This is a genomic window from Paenarthrobacter sp. NPDC089675 (assembly GCF_044749185.1).
GTDB lineage: Bacteria > Actinomycetota > Actinomycetes > Actinomycetales > Micrococcaceae > Arthrobacter.
This window is the reverse complement of sequence record NZ_JBIVHM010000001.1, coordinates 597,023-621,979: the sequence shown is the minus strand read 5'-3', so window position 1 is coordinate 621,979 and position 24,957 is coordinate 597,023. Positions and strand designations below refer to the sequence as shown.

The following is a 24,957-nucleotide window of genomic DNA, read 5'->3' as shown; positions in this document are numbered from 1 at the left end:
CCCGTCGTGCTGACACGTTCCGTTGCGCAGGAGCGGGCATGCACCGCGTTGCTCCTTACCCAACACTGCCAGCCTAGCGCAGCCCGGCGCCCGCACAGCAAGCTCGCCTAGCGGACAGCAACCCGCAACTGGTTGCGCCAGGGATCCTCGAAGCGCAGTTCCTTGCCCGTGTGATGGCTTTGCAGCCCGGCCACCTTGAGGCGGTCCGCCAAGGCGGAGACGTCGTCGCCGGTGGGTAACTCGATCAGGACCTCCCCCAGCCCCAGCGTGTCGCGGCGCGGTCCGGCGCCACGGCTGTTCCAAACGTTCATGGCCATGTGGTGGTGGTACCCACCCGCGGAAACGAACAAGGCCTGCCCGTGCCAACCGGCAGTCCTTTCGAAGCCGAGCGTCTCCACGTAGAACTTTTGGGCCGTAGCTACGTCTCCCACCTGCAAGTGGACATGTCCGATCCCGGCACCTGCCTGCGCCTGTCCCGTCACGGCAGCCTCACTCAGGTACTGCTGGAGATACGCCTGGGGCGGGAGCGCCACGTTGTCCATGACTACGTTCTTTCCGTCCCACTGCCAGACCTCGCGGGGCTTGTCGTAATACAGCTCGATGCCGTTGCCCTCGGGGTCGGTGAAGTAGAAGGCCTCGCTCACCAGGTGGTCGGCACTGCCCACGAAGGCGCGCGGCTCATACTGGGCAGCCGTGGCGATCGTCGCTGCCAAAGAGGGCTGGTCCTCGAACAGGATCGCAGTGTGGAAGAGACCCGCCTCGCCCCGGCCGGGGATCTGCAAACCCGCAGCCGGCGCAAGGTGCACCACCGGCTTGCCCAGGCGCCCCAGATAGAGGCCGCCATCCTGCTCAGCCACCACCTGCAGGCCCAGGGCCCGCTGGTAGTAGTCACTCATGAGCTTCATGTCGCCAACCTTGAGCATCACAGTGCCCATGGTGAGTTCGGCGGGTAACAAGTCTTGGCTGGATGTGGTGTTCATGCGATGCTCCGGTACTAAGGCGGCCGCCGTTCGGCGCGTTCTACCTTACCAAATTACTTGAAGCTTCAATTTATTCCCAGTCGACGGTCCTCCCCCGCAGAACCACGTTCTTGAGTTCGGCGACCGTGGCCAGGTTCAGTCTGGGATCGTCCCTGCACAGCACGACGTCGGCACTCCCGCCTTCGCTGATGCCCTCGGCTCCCAGCCACTTGCGCGCGTCCCAGGCGGCGGCGTTGAGAACAGCGGCCGGCGGCAGGCCGGCGTCGTGCAGTTCCAGCATTTCGTCAGCAATCCGGCCGTGCTTGATCACACTGCCGGCGTCGGTTCCCGCGTAGATGGAGACCCCCGCCTCGAACGCTTCAAGGACGCGCTCGCGCCGCCGCTCCCAGAGCGCGGTCATGTGGCGGGCATAGTCGGGGAACTTGGGCCGGGCTTGCGCGGCAATGTCCGGGAAGGTGGCGATGTTGACCAGGGTCGGGACGATCGGCACCCCTTGTTCGACCAAGCGTGGAATGTGCCGCGGCAGCAGTCCCGTGGCGTGTTCGATGCAGTCGATGCCGGCGTCGAGCATCTGGTCCATGGTCTCTTCGGCAAAGCAGTGTGCAGTCACCCGGGCCCCTTCGTCGTGGGCCGCTGCGATGGCATCTTTGACTACCGCCGCCGGGAAGGAAGGGGCAAGGTCGCCGAGGCCGCGGTCAATCCAGTCACCGACCAGCTTGACCCAGCCATCGCCGTCGCGCGCCTCCTTGCGGACCGTTTCCACCAGCTGCTCCGGCTCAACCTCGTGGCCGAGGCCACGCAGGTAGCGGCGACTGCGCGCGATGTGCCGACCGGCACGGATGAGCCGCGGAAGATCGTGCCGCTGCTGCACCCAACGGGTGTCGCTTGGGGACCCCGCATCCCGGATCAACAGGGTGCCCGCCCGGAGGTCGGCCTGGGCCTGACCGAGGGTTGTGGGCTCATCCACTTGGCCACCTGGACCGAGGCCGATGTGGCAATGGGCGTCCACAAAACCGGGCAGGACCCAGCCATCCAGCACTGCGTCCGGCTTAGCGTGCGGACGCACGAAAGTCAGCCGGCCGTCCACGGACCACAGCCCCTGCCGTTCTTCATTGGCTGCCACCAGCACGGGACCACTGAATTCAATGATGTTGGCCATGGCAGAAGCCTAGTCCGCCGTCGAGTGCCCCCACATGCCCGGTGACTCATGACTGCGGCCACCCGCAAGGCTGTGGTAGCTTCGTCTACGACCACACGGGGGCCCCTGCAGGGGCTGAGATCGGACTGACGCAGTCTGCGACCGTTGAACCTGTCCGGGTAATGCCGGCGAAGGAAGTGAGTAATCCTTGAGCACCACAGAAACACAGCACAGCCCTGCCCAAAACCAGCAAGTTCCTGCTGAAGTCGACCCGGTGACAGTCACGCAATCGCTGAAGTCCCATTCGTTGGCCTGGCTGGAAGATTCCGTCCATGGCATCCGTGTGCCGGTGACCGAAATTGCGCTGGAGTCCTCGCCCAACGGCCAAGCCAATGACCCACTCCAGGTGTACCGCACCGCCGGACCCGGGAGCGATCCCGTAGTGGGACTCGAGCCTTTCCGGGAAAAGTGGATCATGGAGCGCGGCGATACCGAGGAATACACCGGCCGGGAGCGAAACCTGCTCGACGACGGCAAATCCGCCGTCCGTCGTGGCGCTGCCTCCGCAGAATGGAAGGGGGCGCAGCCCGTCCCGCGCCGGGCCATCGAGGGCAAGCGAGTCACGCAAATGCACTACGCGCGGAAGGGCATGGTGACCCCCGAAATGCGGTTCGTGGCCCTGCGTGAGAACTGCGACGTTGAGCTGGTCCGCAGCGAAGTGGCCGCGGGGCGGGCGATCATCCCCAACAACATCAACCACCCCGAGTCGGAGCCGATGATCATCGGCAAGGCGTTCCTGGTGAAGATCAACGCCAACATCGGAAACTCGGCCGTCACCAGCTCCATCGCCGAGGAAGTCGACAAATTGCAGTGGGCCACCCAATGGGGGGCGGACACCGTCATGGACCTGTCCACCGGCGACGACATCCACACCACCCGCGAATGGATCATCCGCAACTCCCCTGTTCCGATCGGCACGGTTCCCATCTACCAGGCCTTGGAAAAGGTCAACGGCGAGGCCAACAAGCTGACCTGGGAGATCTTCCGTGACACCGTGATCGAGCAGTGCGAACAAGGCGTGGACTACATGACCATCCACGCCGGAGTGCTGCTGAGGTATGTGCCGCTCACCGCCAACCGCGTCACGGGCATCGTCTCCCGCGGCGGTTCCATCATGGCCGGGTGGTGCCTGGCCCACCACGAAGAGAACTTCCTTTACACCCACTTCGATGAGCTCTGTGAAATCTTCGCCCGGTACGACGTCGCGTTTTCCCTGGGAGACGGCCTGCGCCCGGGCGCTACGGCCGATGCCAACGACGCCGCACAATTTGCCGAGCTCGATACTCTGGCGGAGCTGACCGAGCGCGCTTGGAAATACGACGTGCAGGTCATGGTGGAGGGTCCGGGGCATATTCCGTTCCACCTTGTCCGTGAGAACGTCGAACGCCAACAGGAACTGTGCAAGGGAGCCCCTTTCTACACCCTCGGACCGCTGGTTACCGACGTCGCTCCCGGCTATGACCACATCACCTCCGCCATCGGCGCCACTGAGATCGCCCGCTACGGCACGGCGATGCTTTGCTATGTCACGCCGAAGGAACACCTTGGGCTGCCCAACAAGGACGACGTGAAAACCGGCGTGATCACCTACAAGATCGCCGCGCACGCCGCGGACCTTGCCAAAGGACACCCTGGCGCGAACGAACGGGATGATGCCTTGTCCAAGGCCCGGTTCGAGTTCCGGTGGAGGGACCAATTCGCGCTTTCCCTGGATCCGGTCACCGCGGAGTCTTTCCACGACGAAACGCTCCCTGCGGAACCGGCCAAGACGGCCCACTTCTGCTCAATGTGCGGCCCAAAGTTCTGCTCCATGCGCATCAGCCAGGACATCCGGGACGAGTACGGCTCGGCCGATGTCCAGGCTGCCATCGCCGGCGTGTACAGCGGAATGCGGGAAAAGAGCGAGGAGTTCCTGGCCTCCGGCGGAAAGGTCTACCTGCCGGAGCCTTCTGTCCCCGGGCAACCGGTGGTCAGCAGCTCAAGAGGCCTGGACTGACATCGATCGTGCAACATCGGCAATGAACGAACGGATGTACCGGTCACCTTCGGCAGAATCCTGAGGCCGGTGCCCTCCGGCCGCAATGCGGTGGAGGGCGCCGGTTTCCTGCAGGTAAGCGGCGATTTCCTCGTAGAGCGGTTCCCATCCGCCCGTCAGCACAAGGGTGGGGACACCGGGCACGATCTCCAGGGGAGCTTCCCATGGCGGCGCCTGCAGCCGCAGCCTCCGTGCCGAGCGCCGGGCCTCGGGAGTGTCACGCCCTCCCGTCGCAGCCGAGAAAGCGCGCCGGAAATATTCGCGTTCGTAGTCGGCGTCATTGAGCTGCTTCCGGACATCGAAAAGCGGCTGCATGAGGGTGCGGTATGCCGCTGTTGCTGGAAGTTCCGCGGTCAGGGACAAACAAGCAGGTTCCACCAGGACCAGGGAATGAACCAGGCCGGGACGTTCGACTGCCGCCAGCATTGCCGAAACAGCCCCCTGTTCGTGGGCGACAACGTGCCCGCCGCCCGCCGAGGCAAGCGAGTCCAGCAGGATCCCGACGTCCGTTCCGACGTCGGACTCCACAGGCTCAGCCACGGGATCAAAGCCGTGGCGGCGCAGGAAAAGTGCGTCATAAGACAACGCCAGCCCGTGCTGTTTTGGCCACGCCGCAGCACCGAAGGTGTCCAGGCCATGGACCAAAACCACGCGCTGCTTGTGCATTGGATAAGCCTATTCCACGGCACTGACAACCCTGCTGACCGGCCGGCGGGATCGCCGTGGCGACCCGCCGGCCAGTAAGGGTATCTACTTACCCAGGAACTTGTCGAAACCCTTGGGAAGGTTCAGCGAAGAGGGGTCGAAATCCGCGGCACCCTGGCCAAAAGCTGCACCCTTGGGCGCAGAGGCTGCTGCCGCGCGCTTGGCCTCCGCCTCGCGGAGTTCCTGCGCCGCCTTGGCCGGGTTGCCCGAGCGGGCCTTCTTCTTGGGAGCGTTCTTTCCACCCTTGCGTCCGCCGCCCGGGCCGCCGAGGCCAGGCATCCCGGGCATTCCCGGCATCCCGCCACCCTGGGCCAGCTTCTTCATCATCTTCTGCGCTTGGGCGAAGCGCTCCAGGAGTCCGTTGACTTCGGATACGTGCACGCCCGAGCCCTTGGCGATACGGGCGCGGCGTGATCCGTTGATGATCTTGGGCGCGACCCGCTCGTGCGGCGTCATGGAACGGACGATTGCTTCAACGCGGTCGATCTCGCGCTCGTCGAAGTTCTCCAGCTGCTGGCGGATGTTCTGGGCGCCGGGCATCATCATGAGCATCTTCTTCATGGAGCCCATGTTGCGGATCTGCTGCATCTGGGCGAGGAAGTCGTCCAGGGTGAAGTCTTCCTGGTCGGCGAACTTCTTCGCCATCCGGGCGGCTTCTTCCTTGTCCCAGGCCTTTTCAGCTTGTTCGATCAAGGTCAGGACGTCGCCCATGTCCAGGATGCGTGAGGCCATGCGGTCCGGGTGGAAAAGCTCGAAGTCGTCGAGGCCTTCACCGGTGGAGGCGAACATGACCGGCTTGCCCGTGACGGACGCTACCGAAAGCGCGGCACCGCCGCGGGCGTCGCCGTCGAGCTTGGACAGCACGATGCCGGTGAAGTTGACGCCTTCATCGAAGGCCATGGCCGTGTTCACGGCGTCCTGGCCGATCATGGCGTCAATGACGAAGAGGACTTCGTTGGGGATGATCGCTTGGCGGATGCGCCGGGCCTGGTCCATCATCTCGGCGTCGACGCCAAGACGGCCGGCGGTGTCCACGATCACGACGTCGTGCAGCTTCTGGCGGGCCTCGGCTACACCAGCCTGGGCAACGGCCACCGGGTCACCGGCGGGGTGCTCAAGCTCCGAGGTCGCACCTGGGTGGGGAGCGAACACCGGAACGCCGGCACGCTGGCCAACCACTTGGAGCTGGGTGACGGCGTTGGGGCGCTGCAGGTCACAAGCAACCAGCAAGGGGCTGTGACCCTGGGCCTTGAGCCACTTGGACAGCTTTCCAGCGAGCGTGGTCTTTCCGGCGCCCTGGAGGCCGGCAAGCATGATGATGGTGGGCCCGTTCTTGGCCAGGCGGATACGCCGGGTTTCCCCGCCAAGGATCTCCACGAGTTCCTCGTTGACGATCTTCACGATCTGCTGCGACGGGTTCAGCGCGCCCGAGACCTCGGCGCCGAGGGCACGCTCGCGGATCCGCGCAGTGAATTCGCGGACGACTGTCACGGCTACGTCCGCATCCAGCAGGGCGCGGCGGATCTCCCGGACGGTGGCATCGACGTCCGCCTCGGAGAGTCGGCCCTTGCCACGGAGGTTCTTGAAGGTTGCTGTCAACCGGTCAGAGAGTGAATTGAACACGCGCCGTGCACTTCTTTCGATGGTCTGCGGATGGCGGCCAATGCGGACCGCCGGAGTCCTGACGTTTCTTGCCCCAATAAAGCTGTTTCGACCCCAACTGGACTGAGTCAACTAAAAAGTCAACCAAAAACACGCCAAGCAGGGGACTCGACTATCTAGGGTACCAAGTCGCGTCGGCAAGATGGCATGCTGGCACAGTGACCAACAAAACAACTGTGAAAACGTTGCTTATCCTCGGCGCGTCCGGGGACCTGACAGGAAGGTTGCTGCTCCCGGGCCTTGCGGGACTGCTGGCGAGCGGACGCGCTGCCGGTCTGCGGCTCGTCGGCGCAGGCTCGGACTCCTGGACTGCCGAACAGTGGCGGACGCGGGTGGACGAGGCCTTCGCAGCTGCGGACGCAAAGGCCGACTCCGCCGGAAAGGAATCGCTGGCCGCCGTCGCCGGTTCAACCGCCTACCACCAGGTTGACGTCACTGCGGATGGCCCTTTGGCCGAACTCTTGTCCCGGCTTGAGGGACCGGTGGCCATCTATTTCGCGCTTCCGCCACAGGTCAGCCAAAAGGCCTGCGAAGTCCTGCGCCGCGACCAACTGCCGCCAGGAACCCGGCTGGTCATGGAAAAGCCATTCGGCTCCGGCCAGGAATCAGCCCACGAACTCAACAGGACGCTGGCCACGCTGGTTTCCGAGGACCACATCCACCGGGTTGACCACTTCCTCGGAAAAGCCACCGTACTCAACATCCTGGGCTTGCGTTTTGCCAACCGGTTCCTGGAACCGGTCTGGAACCGGAACCACGTCGAAAAGGTTGAAATCATCTTCGATGAAGACCTCGCCCTTGAAGGCCGGGCGCGGTACTACGACAGTGCGGGCGCCCTCCGGGACATGATCCAAAGCCACCTGGTCCACGTCCTTGCCCTGCTCGCACTGGACGCCCCTGCCACGCTCCATGAGCGGGACCTCCGCGACGCGATTGCCACCGTCCTGCGTGCCAGCAACGTGAAGGCACCCTTTACGGAGACTACCCGGCGCGCGAGATACACCGCCGGCACGCTGGGCGAGCGGTCCGTTCCGGACTACACGGCCGAGGAGGGCGTCGATCCCGCACGCAATACCGAAACCCTCGCCGAGGTGGAGGTCAGCGTGGACAACTGGAGGTGGCAGGGCGTCCCGTTCATTCTCCGGTCAGGGAAGGCGCTTGGCCGCAAGCGCAAGGAGGCGGTCATCACGTTCCGCCCGGTCCCGCACCTGCCCACTGGATTTACCGGCGTGGACTCCCCCAACCAACTGCGCATCGGGTTCGGACCCGACGTCCTGGAACTGGACGTGGACGTCAATGGTCCAGGGGACGTCTTCAGCCTGGACCGCGCCAGCCTGGTTGCCGAACTGAATGCGCCTGACCTGCTTCCCTACGGTGAAGTCCTGGAAGGCATACTGACCGGCGATCCGTTGTTGTCCGTGCGCGGCGACACGGCCGAAGACTGTTGGCGCATCATCGAGCCGGTCCTGCAGGCTTGGGCGGACAACAACGTCCCGATGGAGGAGTACGACGCCGGAAGCGCCGGTCCGGCGGGCTGGTCGACCAACGCGGACAGCTGAGCAGGCCCGGCCGCCCGCCGTCGTCGGCTGCCGTTCGCACGGGTCCGGAAACGACGGGAGCGGAAACGAAAAGGGCCGGATACCACGAGTGGTATCCGGCCCTTTTCGTTTGGCTGGGTCCTAGATCGCGGCTGCTCCGCGTTCTCCGGTCCTGACCCTTACTGCTTCATAGACATCCACTGTCCAGACCTTGCCATCACCGGCGCGGCCGGTGTTGGAGCTGGCGATGAGGACATCCAGGATATCGTCGGCCTGCTCGTCGGTGGCAAGGACCTCGATCCGGATCTTGGGCAGCAAGTCCACGTTGTACTCGGCGCCGCGGTACACCTCGGTGTAGCCGCGCTGCCGGCCGTAGCCGCTTGCTGCGCTGACCGTCAGACCCTGGACCCCGTAGGCTTCCAGTCCTTCCCGGACTGCCTCGAGCTTCTCGGGTCGGACGATCGCGGTGATGAGCTTCATGCCTGGACACTCTCCTTGCCTGCGGCGGGGGTCTTTGATTCTGCGGTGGACTCGTTCTTGCCGGTGACCAGTTCGTGCAGCGGCTGGAAGGTGCCACCGTGGCCGTTGACGCCGAACTCGTAAGCGGTCTCAGCGTGGAGGCTGAGGTCGACGCCCACGTTCTCCTGCTCGGTGGAGACCCGGAAGCCCATGGTCTTGTGGATGGCGAAGGCGATGATGGCCGTCATGACGGCGGAGAAGACGATCGCCACACCGGCTGCTGCGAGCTGTGCCCACAGCTGGGTGAAACCGCCACCGTAGAACAGGCCGCCCGCAGTGACGCCTTCGCTCGGAGTCGCAATGAAGCCGATGGCCACGGTACCGATGATGCCGGAGACCAGGTGGACGCCTACAACGTCCAGGGAGTCATCGAAGCCCCAGCGGAACTTCAGGCCAACGGCAAGGGCGGAGGCCACACCGGCGACCACGCCGAGGCCGAGGGCACCGACGGGGCTCACGTTGGCACAGGCCGGGGTGATGGCAACCAGACCGGCAACCACACCAGATGCTGCGCCGAGCGAGGTCGGGTGGCCATCGCGGATCCGTTCGGTGACAAGCCAACCAATCATGGCAGCGGCAGGGGCCGCGAGGGTGTTGATCCAGATCAAGCCGCCCTGTTCAGCGGTCGTTGCGGCACCGCCGTTGAAGCCGAACCAGCCGAACCAGAGGATTGCCGCACCGAGCATGACGAACGGGATGTTGTGCGGGCGGTGGTTGGGATCCTTGCCGAAGCCCCGACGGTTGCCAATGATGAGCACCAGGACAAGCGCAGCAACACCGGCATTGATGTGCACCACGGTGCCGCCGGCAAAGTCGATGGCCGGGCCCAGGGCCTTTCCGATCTCGCCTTCAGGACCAAACAGTCCTCCACCCCACACCATGTAGGCCAAGGGGGCGTAGACGAGGGTGACCCAGACGGGCACGAAGAGGCTCCAGGCGCCAAACTTGGCGCGGTCCGCAATCGCACCGCTGATGAGGGCCACCGTAATGATGGCGAAGGTTGCAGCGTAGCCGACCTTGATCAGGCCGTCGGGCGTGCTGATGCCTTCGAGGCCGAAGGTGGCGAACGGGTTGCCCACGATCTCCAGGAAACCTTCGCCGGAGCTCATGGACGAACCCCACAGCACCCATACAACGCCGACGATGCCAATTGAGATGAAGCTCATCATCATCATGTTCAGGGCTGCCTTGGCGCGGGTCATGCCGCCGTAGAAGAATGCCAACCCAGGAGTCATGAACAGCACGAGCGCTGCCGCCACCATGACCCATACGTGACCTGCGGTAAGTTCCATGGTGCACGTTCCTCTCTTGCTGGTTCTGCGGTTCAACCGCTGTCCTGACGCCGTTTGCGTCCTGCAATAAAGTTTTGTGCCGCTGTGTTTCACCTGCGCGGGAATTAAGTTGCGGGCTGGTTACAACAACCTCCCGAACGTAAATGGTGCATCACCGCGTTGTTACATATATGTTTCATGGGTCACACCCGCCACCTGCACCACTGCAGCCGCAACCGGAAGAATGAAGGACCGACACCCTATGCCCCAGGCGCCCCGATCCGTACAAAAGCCAGGGAGCACGCGGGACAAGGAACCACTCCCCCGCGATATCAAGGTGATGCTTGCCGCCGCGTTCCTGATTGCGTTGGGCTTTGGGCTGGTTGCACCCGTGCTCCCCCAGTTCGCCACCTCTTTCGACGTCGGTGCCACCGCTGCGGCGGTGATCGTCAGCATCTTCGCTTTCATGCGGCTCGTCTTCGCCCCGGCCGGCGGCGCCCTCATTGGCCGGTTCGGGGAACGGAACGTCTACGTTTCAGGCCTGCTGATTGTGGCGGCATCAACAGCCGCGTGCGCTTTCGCGCAGGACTACTGGCAATTGCTGATCTTCCGTGGCCTGGGAGGCGCAGGTTCCGTGATGTTCACCGTCGCGGCCATGGGACTGCTGATCAGGCTCGCACCACCGGAACGGCGGGGTCGGGTTTCAGGCGCCTACGCCTCTGCTTTCCTCATTGGAAGCGTGCTGGGACCGGTGGTCGGCGGACTCCTGGCCGGGTTCGGGTTGCGGGTACCGTTCCTCGCGTACGCCGGCGCGTTGCTGGTGGCAGCCCTCGTCGTCCGGACGATGTTGAGCGGCCGGGACACGGGGAGGAAGGAAACAGGCCACCTTCCTGCCATGTCGCTCAAAGAGGCAATCGGCGACTCTGCTTACAGGGCGGCGGTCTTCTCCAGCTTCGGCAACGGCTGGGTGACGTTCGGCGTGCGCATGGCCACCATCCCCCTCTTTGCCACGGCGGTCCTGCAATCGCGGCCGGAAACTGCCGCCTGGGCACTCGCCGTCTTCGCCGTGGGCAACGCACTGGCGCTGACCTTCTCCGGTCGGCTCTCGGACGCGTGGGGCAGGAAACCACTTCTCATACCCGGTCTGGTGGTGACCGGGGCGGCCACCGGTGTCATTGGCCTGACCACTGGCCTGCCGCTGTTCTTCGTGGCCTCGGCTGTGGCGGGTTTCGGCTCGGGTCTTCTCGGCCCCGCACAACAGGCGGCGGTGGCCGACGTCATCGGCCGGGGACGCTCGGGTGGCAAGGTGCTGGCCGTGTTCCAGATGGCTGCGGACACCGGTGCCATCATCGGTCCCGTGGTGGCGGGCCTCCTGGCAGACCAGTTGGGCTACGGATGGGCCTTTGGAATAACAGGAGGAGTGCTTCTGCTCACGGCGGCAGCGTGGCTGCCTGCGCGTGAACCTTCGAAGCACTCCTCCGGGGTTGCGGCGGGCTAGTTCAGCAGCGCGTCAACAAAGCCCTCGGCCTCGAAGGGAGCGAGGTCGTCAGGGCCTTCACCGAGGCCGATGAGCTTGACCGGGACACCCAGCGATTTCTGGATGGCGACAACGATTCCACCCTTCGCGGTGCCGTCAAGCTTGGTCAGGACGATGCCGGAAATGTTCACGACCTCCGCAAAGACGCGCGCCTGGTTCAGGCCGTTCTGGCCGGTGGTCGCATCGAGGACCAGCAGGACCTCGTCCACCTCGGCGAGTTTCTCGATGACACGCTTGACCTTGCCCAGTTCGTCCATGAGGCCGGTCTTGTTCTGGAGGCGTCCGGCGGTGTCCACCATGACCACGTCCACCTCTTGGTCGATGCCTGCCTTGACGGCCTCATACGCTACCGAGGCGGGATCGGCGCCGTCGATATCCGACTTCACCGTGGGCACGCCGACGCGCTGACCCCACGTGGCCAGCTGCTCTGCGGCTGCGGCGCGGAAGGTATCGGCGGCGCCCAGCAACACGTCCTTGTCCTCGGCGACCAGCACGCGCGCCAGCTTGCCTACGGTAGTGGTTTTGCCGACGCCGTTGACGCCAACAACGAGTACGACGGCGGGACGGTCGCCTTGCCGTTCGACGTTCAGGGAACGGTTCATGGACGGATCGACCAGCTTGATGAGCTCTTCGCGCAGCATCGCCTTGACGTGCTCCGGATCGCGGGTGCCAAGTACCTTGACGCGTTCGCGGAGCGATTCAACCAGCTGCATGGTGGGCTCGGTGCCGAGATCAGCCAGGAGCAGGGTCTCCTCCACCTCGTCCCAGACGTTTTCATCGATCTTGTCCCCGGAAAGCAACGCCAGCAGGCCCTTGCCCAGGACGTTGTTGGACTTCACCAGGCGGGCGCGGAGGCGGGCCAGCCTTCCTTCGACGGGAGCCGGGGTTTCGACGGCAATGGTTTCCAGCCCCGCGGCGTCGTCGGGGACCAGGCCCTCGTCCACCGAACCACCCAGTCCGGGGGCCGGGGCCTCCACGGAGCCGGGACGGTCCTCCACCAAGGTTCCGCCGCCCGCGGCCGGCGACTGGACGGGGTCGTTGGCGTCCCGTGTACCCGGGTACTTGGAGCCGGACTTCCGGGCCTTGAGGAGTGCCGGAACCAGCCCGCCGACCACGACGAGCGCAGCGGCAATGGACAGAATAATGGGTAGGAAATCGTTCACTCCCCTACCTTCTCACACAGCTACGCCCCGGCACCGAGCCGCTGGCTGATGACGGTGGATACGCCGTCACCACGCATCGTGACGCCGTAAAGGGCATCAGCAACTTCCATGGTGCGCTTCTGGTGGGTGATCACAATCAACTGGCTGGATTCCCGCAGTTCTTCGAAGATCGTGATGAGCCGCCCCAGGTTGGTGTCGTCCAAGGCGGCCTCGACCTCGTCCATGACATAGAACGGAGAGGGACGGGCCTTGAAGATCGCTACCAGCAGCGCGACGGCAGTCAGGGACCGCTCGCCTCCGGAGAGGAGGGACAACCTCTTGATCTTCTTTCCCGCCGGACGTGCTTCCACCTCGATGCCGGTGGTCAACATGTCTTCCGGATCGGTAAGGACCAACCTGCCCTCACCGCCTGGGAACAGGCGGGCAAAAACGTGGTCGAACTGTGCCGAGGTGTCCGCGAAGGCTTCCGTGAACACCTGCTGGACGCGCGCATCCACCTCCTTGATGATGTCCAGGAGGTCCTTTCGGCTGGATTTGAGGTCCTCCAACTGCGAACTCAGGAACTGGTGGCGCTCCTCCAAGGCAGCGAATTCTTCCAGCGCCAACGGATTGACCTTGCCCAAGGCGGCAAGTTCCCGCTCGGCCTTCTTGAGCCGCTTCTCCTGCTCAGCGCGGACGAACGGAGCTCCCTCGATAACAGGTTCGCCGTTCTCATCCACGGGAGCGCGCAGTTCGGCCCACTTGTCGGTGCCGGTTCCTGCCGGGACGGGTACGGGCTGGTCAGGGCCGTATTGGGCAACAAGCTGCTCTGCTGCCATGCCCAGTTCCTCGATGGACCGGGCTTCCAAAGCTTCGATACGAAGCCGCTGCTGGGCCCTGGCCAACTCGTCTTTATGGACGGAGTCCGTCAATTCTGCCAGTTCCTTGGCGAGGGCCTCGTTACCCTTCCGCACTTCGGAAAGTTCCTTCTCCAGCTGCTCGCGTACCTGCTCCGCAAGATCGCGCTCCTGAGCCGCCAGATCAACGGAAATGTCGATAAACCGCAGCGCATGTTCCACGGCCGTCGCAACAGCCGCTGCGCGTTGCGCCTGGGCCCGGCGGCGCTGGGCCCTTCGCGCCGCCTCCTCGCGGGCCCGGCGCTCCGCGGCGGCCGCCCTTTCCAAGGAAGCTGCCCTGTTGCTGAGCGCTCCAAGTTGTTCCTCGGCCGTCCGGAGGGCAAGACGGGCCTCCATTTCCAGGGCACGGGCAGTCCTGGCTTCAGCGGCCAGTTGATCGCGGTGATCGGTGGACGGCTCTTCATCCGGGGCTTCCTGCGCAGCCTCGAGCCGTTCGGCCGCAACCTCGAGATCGAGTTGTGCCTCGGCAATATTCGCCTCGGCCCGGGCAAGGGATTCGGCCAGCCGGTCGCTCTCGCCCACTGCACTGCGCAGCACCGAATTCAGGTGGCCCAGGCGCTCGGCGACCGCGGCGAGCCGGGCATCGGATTCGTGCAATCTTTCGAGCGCCGCGTCTGCGCGATCCTGGGCCTCGGCGCGCCTCGCCTCGGCACCGGCCAGGGCAAAGCGGCCCCGTTCCAAAGCCGAAGTGACCTCCTGAAGGCGGGCAACGGCGTCGTCCACTGCGGCCTGGACCTCGAGCAAGGACGGCGCGGCAGCCGAACCACCGTGTGCCGTTACTCCCGTGAGGACATCGCCGTCCTTCGTCACGGCATTGACCTGAGGGTGGCCCGTAACGACTTTTTGGGCTGCGGTGAGGTCGTCGACGACGACGGTCCCCGCCAGCAGCGCCAGGGCGCCTTGGGCTGCCGGATCGGTGACGGTGACGACGTCGACTGCCCGGCGGCTGCCGGCCGGCAGCTCTCCGAACGTCGTTGGCGTGGTGGTTGCAGCCGGATTGGACAGAAGCAGCACCGCTTTGCCCGCGTCTTCCTCCTTCAGGAGTGACAGGGCAGCGATGGCGGCTTCCGCGTCCTCGGCCACCAGCGCATCCGCGGCATGTCCGAGGGCGGCCGAAACTGCGGCCTCGAAGCCAGGCTCGATGCTGAGCATTGCGGCCAGGGGACCCAGAATTCCTGCGGCCTGGCCATCCACCAAACGGCCTGAGCCGTCCTTGCGGTTGAGCCCCAATTGGAGCGCGTCGCGGCGGGCGGTGAGGGCGTCGCGCTCACGTAGCGCTTCCCGCTCTGCGGATTTCAGGTGCTCGATCTCGGCCATGACCTCATCAAGGGCCTCGGTTGCAGCTTCGTATTCGGCATCGAGGCTTTCTTCGCCGTCTTCCACCCCGGCCACTTGTGACTCAAGTGCGGTGAACTCACTTTGTGCAAGCCTCCGCCGCTCCTCGCCGGCTCCCAGCGACTCCCGGATACGGCCCCGCTCGGCCTCCGCTGCCTCCGCGCGTGAACGTGCCGCAGCCACTTGGCCAGCCAGCCGGGCCAATCCTTCTCGGCGGTCGGCGGCCGCCCGCAACATGGCGGTCAGGCGTTTGTCTTCGGCGGCTGCGAGCGCTTCAGCGGCATCCTTGGCCACTGTCGCTTCAAGGAGGGCGGCTTGCTTGGCAACGATGTCGTGTTCCAGCGCTGCTTGTTCCTCACGCACTTTGGCTGCCTGGCGGTCAAGCTGCCCGGGATCACGTCCCTGGTCCACCGGTGCCTCTGCGGAACCGAGGAGGCGGCGCCGCTCGGACGCCAGCGAGCCCAGGGAACGGAGCCGCTCCCGTCCCGACGACAATTGATACCAGTTGTCCCTGGCCGCATTGAGCCGTGGGGTTGCCTGTGCAGCCCGCTGTTCGAGGGTGGCCTGTTGGCGGCGGCCGTGCTCCAACTCGGTTTCGACGATTAAACGGCGTTCCTTGAGCGCGGCTTCGTCGGCTACATCCTGTTCCAGGGTTGACGTCAGTTGGACGAGGTCGTCGGCCAGCAGGCGGGCCCGCGCGTCGCGAACGTCGAACTGGACGGTCTGGGCGCGGCGGGCGATCTCCGCTTGTTTGCCCAAAGGCGTCAGTTGGCGACGGATCTCGACCGTCAGGTCACTGAGCCTGGCGAGGTTTGCCTGCATCGCTTCAAGTTTCCGGACAGTCTTCTCCTTGCGCCGGCGGTGCTTGAGGATGCCCGCGGCTTCCTCAATGAATCCGCGGCGGTCTTCCGGAGTGGCGTGCAGGACACGGTCCAGTTGTCCCTGACCCACAATGACGTGCATTTCGCGTCCGAGTCCGGAATCGGAGAGGAGTTCCTGGATGTCCAGGAGACGGCAAGGCGCTCCGTTGATTGCGTATTCCGAGCCGCCGGTGCGGAACAGGGTCCGGGAGATCGTGACTTCGCTGTATTCAATCGGCAGCGCGTTGTCCGAGTTGTCGATGGTCAGGGAGACGTGCGCCCGTCCAAGCGGCGGCCTGCCGGAGGTTCCGGCGAAGATGACGTCTTCCATCTTTCCGCCGCGCAGGGTCTTGGCGCCTTGTTCGCCCATGACCCAGGCGAGGGCATCCACAACGTTGGACTTGCCGGAACCGTTCGGACCCACCACCGCGGTGACGCCGGGCTCGAAGTCGAACGTCGTGGCCGACGCAAACGACTTGAATCCGCGGACAGTCAGACTTTTCAGATGCAAGGTGGTTCGGTTCTCCTGGAATGGACCCGGTGGCGATACTCATCAAATCTACTGCGGTTTGGTCGAAATCCGCGGATCCATGGCCGGAAAGCCTTGCGGCCGGCTCCCGGCATCCCTACACTCCTGCCAAGGGTTACTTGGCGTATGCGTTCCGGTAATCCGGTTTGGTTCTGAGGGTCCAATCAGTCCGGCCGGGTTTTGGTCTGAGGTTTGAACGCGTAAGCAACGGCGGCCCGGTTTGTATTTCCAACTGAAGATCTTGGTTTGACCCTGGCTGGGGAGCGGCAAGCAGGGACCGTGTGTACACGCGGACCCAAAGTTGCAATTGGCGTACCACCCAGGAGTCCTGATGCCCGGTCCTTCAGCTTCCCGACCACAGCGTTTCTTCAAGGGCATCTTCGCGCCCTTGGTGGTCGCCATGGTTGCATCCCTGTTGCCTTTCACTGCGCCGGCGGCGGTCGCCGCGGATCCGTGCAATCCGGTGGTGAATCCGGTGGTCTGCGAAAATTCCAAGCCGGGAAGCCCGCCGTCGGAATGGGACATCACCGGCGCCGGCGATGACAGCATCCAAGGCTTCTCCACGGCAATCAGCGTGAACGCCGGGCAGCCGATCCAATTCAAGGTGGATACCTCGGCGTCCACCTACACGATCGATATCTACCGTTCCGGCTGGTACGGGGGCAACGGCGCCCGCAAGGTGGCTTCCGTGACGCCGTCGGCATTCCGGCAGAACCAGCCAGCCTGCCGCAGCGACCAGGCCACGGAACTCTACGACTGCGGAACCTGGGCCGTCTCGGCAACGTGGCAGGTTCCGGCAACTGCGGTGTCAGGTGTCTACTTCGCCCTGCTGACGAGGCCTGATACAGGCGGCCAGAGCCACATCACTTTTATTGTGCGGAACGACGGCAACCGCTCCAGCGTGATCTTCCAAACCTCGGACACGACCTGGCAGGCCTACAACACCTACGGCGGTGCTGACTTCTACCAGGGCGCCGTCAACGGCAGGGCCTACAAAATCAGCTACAACCGCCCCATGGCCAGCCGCAGCGGCCCCGACGGCCGGGATTTCTACTTCGCCAACGAATACCCGTTGGTGAGGTTCCTTGAGCAGAACGGCTACGACGTCAGTTACATCAGCGGCCTGGACACGGACACCCGTGGCGCCGAGCTGCTCAACCACAAAGTCTTCCTCTCCGTGGGACACGACGAATACGTGTCAGGAAACCAACGAGCCAACATCACTGCAGCCCGGGACGCCGGCGTGAACCTCCAGTTCCTTTCCGGCAACGAGATGTATTGGCGCACGCGCTTTGAAGCCTCCAGCGTGGACGGAACGGCCGGGCGGACACTGACCTGCTACAAGGAGACGTGGTCCAACGCAAAGATCGACCCCAGCACCCAATGGACCGGAACTTGGCGCGATCCCCGTTTTGCTTCCCAAGCCAACGGCGGCGGCCTACCGGAGAACGGGCTGACCGGAACGCTGTACATGTCCAACTTCACCGACCTTCCCGTGACGGTTTCGGCCGAGGAAGGCAAAACCCGGCTCTGGCGGAACACGTCACTTACCTCGATGGCCGCCGGAACAAAGACGGCGTTGGCCGCGCACACCATTGGCTATGAATCGGACGAGGACATCGACAACGGCTTCCGGCCCGCCGGTTTGATCCGCCTGTCCACCACCACAGGGGCGGTGTCCGAATACCTGCAGGACTTCGGCAGCACTGTCAAAGCAGGAACCACCACGCACAACATCACGCTGTACAAGGCCGCCAGCGGCGCGTTGGTCTTCTCGGCCGGCAGCGTGCAATGGACCTGGGGACTTGACCAGGAACACGACGGTAACGGCGCCCCGGCCGATGTCCGCATGCGGCAAGCCCAGGTGAACCTCTTGGCGGACATGGGGGCACAGCCGGCGACCCTCGCTGCCGGGCTGGTCGCCACAACGGCGAGCGCCGACAAGACAGGGCCCACCGTCGCCATCAACGCTCCGGCCAACGGTGCCACGATTGCCCAGGGCGCTAACGTGACCGTCAGCGGAACGGCAACTGACGTTGGCGGAGTAGTGGCCGGCGTCGAGGTCTCCACAGATGGGGGCGCCACCTGGCACCCGGCCACCGGCAAGTCGACGTGGACGTACACCTACACCCAAAAGGGCCTCGCCACCGCCACGGTCCAGGTCCGGGCGATTGATGACAGCGCCAACATCGGCGCCGTCGCCACCCGGAACCTGACCCTCAACGGTCCCTACACTGTTTTCGGCCAAGCCGTACCTTCCGTAGTCGACTCGGGCGACGGCGGTGCCTACGAGATGGGCTTGCGCTTCACTCCCTCTGTTGACGGCTTTGTTACCGGCGCCCGTTTCTACAAGAGCACCGCGAACACCGGAACCCACATCGGCTCTCTTTGGAATGCCGCCGGGACCCGGATTGCCACGGCCACCTTTGCCAACGAGACCGCTTCCGGTTGGCAGAGCGTGCTGTTCAGCCAACCCGTTCCGGTAACGGCCGGGCAGAAGTACACGGTCTCCTACTGGGCACCGAAGGGCCACTACGCCACCAAGGACTACCAATGGGCCTACACCGGGTTCAATGATGCGCCGATGAAGGTGGCAGGTGGCTTTGGTGCCGAACCGGCCGGGGTCTACAGCACGTCACAGGGCCTCCCGACATCGAGCTTCAACGGCGGCAACTACTTTGTGGATGCCATCTTCAGCACTGTGGACAACTCGCCGCTGACCGTCTCGAACCAGACACCGATCCCCTCCTCGTCGAGTGTTTCCATCGCCACCACAGTGAGCGGCGTCTTCTCCAAGCCCGTGACCGCTTCCAGTGTCCAATTGACGCTACGGTCGGCTGCCGGGGCGGTAGCCGGAACCACAAACTATGATGCGACCGCCCGCAAGGCGACTTTCACGCCGTCGGCCCCTTTGGCTTACAGCACCCAATACACCGCGACCCTGGCTGCAACCGATTCAGTGGGTGGCCAGGTAACTTCCGGTGGTACGTGGACCTTCACCACGGCCGCCACGGCTCCGGCACCGGGGGCCTGCCCGTGCAGCCTCTATGACGACAGCGTCACTCCCGGCATCGCGGAGATCCAGGACGGCGTGCCGTTGACCCTGGGCGTCCGCTTCACAAGCGTGTCGGCCGGGACGGTCAACGGGGTCCGCTTCTACAAGTCGGCCGGCAACACAGGCCCCCACACCGGCTCGCTGTACACAGCCGCCGGACAGTTGCTGGCAACAGTTACCTTCGCAAATGAGAGCAGCGCAGGCTGGCAGACCGCCATGTTCAGCCAGCCCGTGCAGATGGCCGCCAATACGGAGTACATCGCCGCGTACAAGTCCCTCACCGGCGCGTATTCGGCCACCAACAACGGTTTCGGCACGGGAATGAGCGTAGGTCCGTTGCGGACGGTTTCGGACGCCGGCGCGTATTCGTACAGCACCGACTTCCCCAGCTCGCGTTCGACCGCCAGCTACCTCGTGGACGTTGTTGTGATGGTCTCCGCTCCGCCGTTCACGGTGGGGAGCCAGAACCCAGTGGCGGGTGCCTCGAGCGTTCCGCTCAGCACGACCGTCAGCGGCGTACTCTCCGAGGCGGCCGTGGCTTCCAGCGTCAAGCTCGATGTGAAGACATCCAGCGGCACGGCCGTGGCCGGCACCAGCGCCTATGACCAAACCAGCCGCAAGGTGACCTTCACCCCCGCGGCGGCTCTGGCCCAAGGGACGTCCTACACGGCAACCGTCACGGCAACTTCCGTTTCCGGTACCCCCCTGACCACCGGCAGCACGTGGACCTTCACCACCGTGCCGGCCCCGCGGACACCGGGCGTCTGCCCCTGCACGCTGTACCAGGACACGGAGACACCCACCACGGCTGAAGTTAACGACGGCGTACCGGTTGCCTTGGGCGTTCGGTTCAGCAGCGATACTGCCGGGCAGATCAGCGGGATCCGCTTCTACAAGTCCAGCGGCAACACCGGCACCCACACTGGCGCCCTGTACACGCTCGCAGGACAACAGCTGGCCACCGTGACCTTCACCAATGAATCCAGCATGGGCTGGCAGACAGCGACCTTCAGCCAGCCTGTCACCATCCAGGCCGACACTGAATACATCGCCGCCTACAAGACACCTACAGGAAAGTACTCCTACAGCTCAGGCGCATTCGGAGACGGTTTCGCCAGTGGCCCGCTGCACGTGGTGACGGACTCCGGCGCCTATTCCTACAGCAGCGACTTCCCGGGCACCGCCTCAACGGCGAGCTACCTGGTTGATGTGGTCTTCAACCAACCCTCGCAACCCCTGAGCGTCACCGCCCAGGTTCCCGCCCCGGGCGCCACAGCCATCCCGACCGACGTGAAGCCTTCCATCACCTTCTCGACTGCCGTCAACCCGGGTGTCACCTTCACCCTCACGGCAAACGGTTCGTCAATTGCCGGTACTGCGGCATTGTCCGCGGACTCAAGGACCGTGACGTTCACCCCTGCGGCGGCCCTGCCCGCCAGCACCGTCGTCACGGCCAACGTGTCCAACATCGCGAGCCCGCAGGGCCAAACCCTGCCGCCAAGCACCTGGCAGTTCACGACCGCAACCGCCACAGTCCAGCAAAGCACCATCTTTGGATCGCTTGCTCCACAGGTGGCGGCTTCGACCGATACGAAGTCCGTGGAACTCGGGACAGCCTTTACCGTTTCGCAAACGGGCAACGTCACGGGTATCCGGTTCTACAAGGGCACCGGGAACACGGGCACGCACGTCGGATCTCTCTGGAACTCCGCAGGTACGCGCCTGGCCCAGGTCACGTTCACCAATGAGACGGCCACGGGTTGGCAAACCGCTACGCTGTCCACACCGGTTGCCTTGTCCACGGGACAGACGTACGTGGTGTCCTACCGGGCTCCCAACGGGAGGTACTCGTACACCCAGGGCTTCTTCAACACCACCTGGACCAGCGGCGTCTTCACGGCCGCCGGACCGAACAACGGCCTATACCGCTACGGTACCGGCGGCGTGATGCCGAATAGCTCCTGGAACGCCACCAACTACTTCGTGGACGTGGTGTACGCCACCGGCGGCCAGACGCAGGCCCCGGCGCCGACCCAGACGGCAACGCCGACGCCATCCGCCACCGCAACGCCAACCGCCACCGCCACCGCCACCGCCACGCCTTCAGCGAGTCCGTCACCCACGCCAACGCAGTCGGGTGGCGTGCTCTGCGGACTGCTGGGCCTCTGCTGAATCTCCCTGACGCTGACCCTGTATCAACGCACGACGCTGGGAGACCAGGCGTGGGGTATGAACAGGGCGGGCTGCGAGGAAGGGTCCGTGCCGAGTTGCCAGACGTTGCTGTCCCCCTCGGAGTTCTCGTCGGACAAGCCGTAAAGCACAGTGTTGTTGTCCAGCCACTCGATCTGGTCATCGACACTGCGCTTCTCGGACAGGACAGTTTCCCGTCCCGACGCGAGGTCAAGGACTGCGACGCTCCAATGCGCGGTCAACTGGCCGCCGTCGTTCTTCTTGAAAGCAATCCGGGTGCCGTCGGGTGCAATGGAAGGGCACTCGACGTTGTCATGAACCGCCGTCAGGGTCCGGGCAGCCAGGCTGCCCTTGACCAGCCAGATCCTGCCGGCAGAGGCGGCAGTAGCGTAGAAGACGTCGCTTTGTCCCGGCACGAAGGTTACGCCCCAGATGTTCCTGTCCGTAGCCAGCAAACGCTGCCCGTTCACTGTCAGGGCAAAGTCTTCAAGGTTCCCCGCGCTGCCTGATGCTGTGCTGATCTCCGTTTCGGTGGAGAAGCCTGCCGTGGCATAGGAATGGCCGGTCACAAAGACCGTGGTGGCGATCATCGATCCGTCGGCATTGAGGCGGGTCCTGCTGGGGATGCCGGGGAGCGGCCAGGATCGTTGCACTTGCCACCTGGAGTCCAGAAGGTCCGCCTGATAGGAAGTCACCAGCCCGCGGTTGGCTTTGAGGCAGACGACTTCCGATGCCGTGCCGTAGACCCTGTCGCAGGCCTTGTCACTTACTGCGCGGGTGCCGGCCGGGGCGGACAAGGACACCGTGGCGGCGTTGCCGTAACCCTGGCCCGCCGCCGTGTTCCGGAAGAGGACGAACGGGACACCCGGCAGGGGCTCTCCGGCCGTGACTCCAACTGACGGGGCAGCCGTACGGCTTTCTTCGAACCGCTGGTACGCGCCCACCGCGTAAACACCTGCTGCGGCCAGGACCAGCGCGGTAACGGCCAAAAGGATGCCCCATCGCAGCCGGCCGGCTTTGACCGTTCCGCTCATGCGTTGCCCTGCTTGGGGCGGGCACCGGGCTTGGGGCGGGCACCCGACTTGGGCCGGGCTCCGGGCAGGATGAAGATCACTGCAACCACGGCCGCGCCAAGCGCCGTGCCGGCAATCAAGACAGCCGAGGATGCCCCCACCGCGTACCACAGCACTCCGAATCCCGCAGAAGCCGCCATCCTGGTCAAAGCAACCACCGTCTGCGCCGAGGCGATGCCGGTTGCAAGCTTTCCTGCAGGGGTGAGCTGGCTCGCCAAGGCGGCAAGCACGCCGTCCGTGGCCGCGTAGAAAGCCCCCAGCAGCACCAGGCAACTTGCCGTGGCCCACACGCCGCCCAGCGGCGCCGCAGCGAGGAAATAGCAGGCGAGCAGCGCAAGGTGGCCGCCCACGAACACCGGGACCTTGCCGAACCTGTCTGCAAGCCGGCCAAGAGGTACAGCCAGGAGCAGGAAGACCACGTTGGTACCCACGAACAACAGCGGGAACCACTGCACGGCAAACGAATCCCTGTCCTGCAGCACCAAGTAGATGAACCCGTCTCCAATGGTCACCAAGCCCAGCAGCCCCGCGGCGATCAACAGCCTCCCCAGCCCCGGTTCCTTGAGCTGGCTCCAGGAGAAAGCGAAGAGCCGGCGCTTCGGTTGCGCTTCGCGGATCCCGTCAGCACGGACGTCGGGTACGACGAGCCCCAGAATCGTCACGCCGATTACCGCGAAAGCCAGCGAAACCACAAATACGGTGCTGAATCCGTTGGGGATGAGCAGGAGGACAAGGAAGGCGATCAACGGGCCGGCGGCGGCACCAATGTTGTCCAGCATCCTGTGCATGCCAAAGGAACGCGCCAGATGCTCGGGCTGGGCCGATACCGTTATGAGGGCGTCACGTGGTGCGGTCCTGATGCCTTTACCGATCCTGTCCCCCGTGACAATGGCGGCTATTGCCCAGAACCCGCCTGCGAACAGGAAGCCGATGCGTGCCAGCATGGACAGTCCGTACCCCGCCAGTGCAATCCGTTTGGGATGGCCGCTGCGGTCGGCGGCCCACCCGGCAGCGATCCGGACTATTGCGCTCGCGCCCTGGTTGATGCCGTCGATGAAACCGAAAGCGATGGTGGACAACCCCAGGAACCCGGTGACATAGAGAGGCAGGATCGCCGTCACCGACTCGGATGAAACGTCGGTGACCATGCTGACAATGCCAAGCCACAAGATGACGGGAGACAAACGAAACGGCACTGCGCCCTTCAGTGCCGTCGTTGCGCTCTTGGAATTATCCCGCTTGCCGCCGCTGCGGTCCGAGAGTGAGATGTACACGCATGCCCCTATTCCGCCGTCGAGTGCAGGTTGCCCAAAAGCTGGAACCTCGAGTTTCCTGTGCCTGTCAGGGAAACGGACACCGTGACAGTGTCAGTGCCGCGGACAAACCTTACGGCCCGGGATCCGTCGGCTGCCGGAGCACTCTCCGACCAGAAACCATGCGGCACCAGTGAGGCGGTGAAGGAATCGATGACTGCCTGTTGCGGCTTTCCGACCACCCCGTCGGCAGTAAGTTGCATGACGTTGCCTGAGGTGGATATCGCCGTGGTTCCGATCGTGGTCCCTGCCGGCAGGCCCAGGATGTCGCTGGGCCAACCGGCAACCACGGCTCCCGTGGCACTTCCCGGGGCGGGCAGGCTTCCCTTGATCAGTGGTGCCGGGCTGGAAGGTTCAGGCAGGCCCGTGGGAGTGGCAGCCACAGGCGGCAAGACCTCCAAGGGCTTGGAGCTCGGGGACGCGCCCCCGTTGGGGGCGTCAGTACCTGAGGGAGCGCCCGACGTCGGACTTCCGGAGCTTTGCGCTCCGGCGCCGGAACCGTTGGCACCGTCCCCGCCGGAAGTCGGGCTTGCGGAGTTGGAGGCTTGGGCGGTGGTCTGGCCGGAGCGGACCGCGAGCTGATCGAACACGATGGCCACTACGGCGATCAGTACAGCCAGGGCTATGCCGGCGATGACCAGGCGCCGGGCGTTCATGGCTTTGCCGTTCCTGCAGTGCCGCCGAGGAACTCGTGGGCCCTCGCTTCGAGCCCGTCATCGACGAAATCGTAGATCAGCGAGGCCAGCCAGATCACCACGGTTGCAGCTACCCAGCCCACAAGGCCGCTGATGCGGAAACCGTTGGAGAAGATTCCGGTCACCATCAGGATGGCCCATGTAGCCACAAGACCGGCGCACGATGTGGCAGCCTTGCCGGCCAGCCACGTATTCCGATGGGGGCGTCCGTCCCGCCGACGGCGTAAGAGCCACGTGATGAGGGGCTTGACCAGCAACGTGGCCGCCGTGAACACCACTACAGCCCAGGGGAACCCGGCTCCCAGGCGCACCCCGGGTAGAACTGACGCCACCCACAGTGTGATGGCGTTGAAAACCAATGCGATGGCGATTCGAACCGCCAAGCTTTTCATGGGGACAGTAA

The 24,957-nt window shown here is 64.5% G+C and carries 16 protein-coding genes and 1 riboswitch; of the genes, 4 read left to right on the top strand and 12 right to left on the bottom strand.

Features of this window, described 5'->3' with window-relative positions; all coding sequences use genetic code 11:
* Positions 1–107: 107 nt before the first annotated feature.
* Both ACIPY2_RS02900 and ACIPY2_RS02895 read right to left on the bottom strand, forming a co-directional pair.
* On the bottom strand, positions 108–980 hold the full coding sequence (locus ACIPY2_RS02900; RefSeq protein ID WP_400264865.1) for a VOC family protein: 873 nt from the start codon (positions 978–980) through the stop codon (positions 108–110).
* A gap of 70 nt (positions 981–1,050) precedes the next feature.
* The gene (locus tag ACIPY2_RS02895) at positions 1,051–2,139 is read right to left on the bottom strand and encodes an amidohydrolase family protein (protein ID WP_400264864.1); all 1,089 of its coding nucleotides are present in this window, start codon (positions 2,137–2,139) and stop codon (positions 1,051–1,053) included.
* Between the two features lie 85 nt (positions 2,140–2,224).
* Positions 2,225–2,332: riboswitch (TPP riboswitch) on the top strand.
* Here ACIPY2_RS02895 and thiC point away from each other — a divergent pair.
* The gene (gene thiC, locus ACIPY2_RS02890) at positions 2,327–4,174 is read left to right on the top strand and encodes a phosphomethylpyrimidine synthase ThiC (RefSeq protein WP_400264863.1); all 1,848 of its coding nucleotides are present in this window, start codon (positions 2,327–2,329) and stop codon (positions 4,172–4,174) included. Its footprint overlaps the riboswitch before it by 6 nt.
* On the opposite strand, the gene ACIPY2_RS02885 is transcribed toward thiC, so the two are convergent.
* Together ACIPY2_RS02885 and ffh are read right to left on the bottom strand one after the other, a co-directional pair.
* Positions 4,157–4,879 carry an alpha/beta fold hydrolase gene (locus tag ACIPY2_RS02885; RefSeq protein WP_400264862.1) on the bottom strand — a complete coding sequence of 241 codons (723 nt, stop codon included), beginning with the start codon at positions 4,877–4,879 and terminating at the stop codon, positions 4,157–4,159. The two genes, thiC and ACIPY2_RS02885, sit on opposite strands and share 18 nt — an antisense overlap.
* Before the next feature lie 84 nt (positions 4,880–4,963).
* Positions 4,964–6,541: a signal recognition particle protein gene (gene ffh / locus ACIPY2_RS02880; protein WP_400264861.1), complete on the bottom strand. Its 1,578-nt coding sequence runs from the start codon at positions 6,539–6,541 to the stop codon at positions 4,964–4,966.
* A 197-nt stretch (positions 6,542–6,738) separates the two neighbouring features.
* On the opposite strand from ffh, the gene ACIPY2_RS02875 reads away from it, so the two are divergent.
* Complete coding sequence (locus ACIPY2_RS02875) at positions 6,739–8,139, top strand: glucose-6-phosphate dehydrogenase (RefSeq protein ID WP_400264860.1); 1,401 nt, start codon at positions 6,739–6,741, stop codon at positions 8,137–8,139.
* A 120-nt stretch (positions 8,140–8,259) separates the two neighbouring features.
* Here ACIPY2_RS02875 and ACIPY2_RS02870 read toward each other — a convergent pair whose 3' ends face one another.
* Positions 8,260–8,598 (bottom strand): P-II family nitrogen regulator, encoded by a 339-nt coding sequence (locus ACIPY2_RS02870; RefSeq protein WP_017199639.1) that lies wholly within the window; start codon positions 8,596–8,598, stop codon positions 8,260–8,262.
* Complete coding sequence (locus ACIPY2_RS02865; RefSeq protein ID WP_400264859.1) at positions 8,595–9,929, bottom strand: ammonium transporter; 1,335 nt, start codon at positions 9,927–9,929, stop codon at positions 8,595–8,597. The genes ACIPY2_RS02870 and ACIPY2_RS02865 overlap by 4 nt, the downstream gene beginning before the upstream one ends.
* 241 nt (positions 9,930–10,170) lie before the next feature.
* Between ACIPY2_RS02865 and ACIPY2_RS02860 the strand changes: the two genes are divergently transcribed.
* Positions 10,171–11,406, top strand: a complete 1,236-nt coding sequence (locus tag ACIPY2_RS02860; protein ID WP_400264858.1) for an MFS transporter — start codon at positions 10,171–10,173, stop codon at positions 11,404–11,406.
* Here ACIPY2_RS02860 and ftsY read toward each other — a convergent pair.
* Both ftsY and smc read right to left on the bottom strand, forming a co-directional pair.
* Entirely contained in the window at positions 11,403–12,608 is a 1,206-nt protein-coding gene (ftsY, locus tag ACIPY2_RS02855; RefSeq protein ID WP_400264857.1) for a signal recognition particle-docking protein FtsY, read from the bottom strand. The genes ACIPY2_RS02860 and ftsY overlap by 4 nt on opposite strands.
* A gap of 20 nt (positions 12,609–12,628) precedes the next feature.
* Positions 12,629–16,210: a chromosome segregation protein SMC gene (gene smc, locus ACIPY2_RS02850; protein ID WP_400264856.1), complete on the bottom strand. Its 3,582-nt coding sequence runs from the start codon at positions 16,208–16,210 to the stop codon at positions 12,629–12,631.
* Positions 16,211–16,559: 349 nt separating this feature from the next.
* On the opposite strand from smc, the gene ACIPY2_RS02845 reads away from it, so the two are divergent.
* The gene (locus ACIPY2_RS02845; protein WP_400264855.1) at positions 16,560–21,455 is read left to right on the top strand and encodes a DUF4082 domain-containing protein; all 4,896 of its coding nucleotides are present in this window, start codon (positions 16,560–16,562) and stop codon (positions 21,453–21,455) included.
* A gap of 23 nt (positions 21,456–21,478) precedes the next feature.
* Here ACIPY2_RS02845 and ACIPY2_RS02840 read toward each other — a convergent pair whose 3' ends face one another.
* Genes ACIPY2_RS02840 through ACIPY2_RS02825 form a run of 4 tightly spaced genes read right to left on the bottom strand, consistent with a single transcriptional unit; the run spans position 21,479 to position 24,946 of the window.
* The gene (locus ACIPY2_RS02840; protein ID WP_400264854.1) at positions 21,479–22,507 is read right to left on the bottom strand and encodes a TolB family protein; all 1,029 of its coding nucleotides are present in this window, start codon (positions 22,505–22,507) and stop codon (positions 21,479–21,481) included.
* Positions 22,504–23,820 carry an MFS transporter gene (locus tag ACIPY2_RS02835; RefSeq protein WP_400264853.1) on the bottom strand — a complete coding sequence of 439 codons (1,317 nt, stop codon included), beginning with the start codon at positions 23,818–23,820 and terminating at the stop codon, positions 22,504–22,506. The genes ACIPY2_RS02840 and ACIPY2_RS02835 overlap by 4 nt, the downstream gene beginning before the upstream one ends.
* Positions 23,821–23,828: 8 nt before the next feature.
* The gene (locus ACIPY2_RS02830; RefSeq protein ID WP_400264852.1) at positions 23,829–24,515 is read right to left on the bottom strand and encodes a hypothetical protein; all 687 of its coding nucleotides are present in this window, start codon (positions 24,513–24,515) and stop codon (positions 23,829–23,831) included.
* Positions 24,512–24,946, bottom strand: coding sequence for a hypothetical protein (locus tag ACIPY2_RS02825; protein ID WP_400264851.1), 435 nt, complete (start codon positions 24,944–24,946; stop codon positions 24,512–24,514). The genes ACIPY2_RS02830 and ACIPY2_RS02825 overlap by 4 nt, the downstream gene beginning before the upstream one ends.
* Positions 24,947–24,957: the final 11 nt, after the last annotated feature.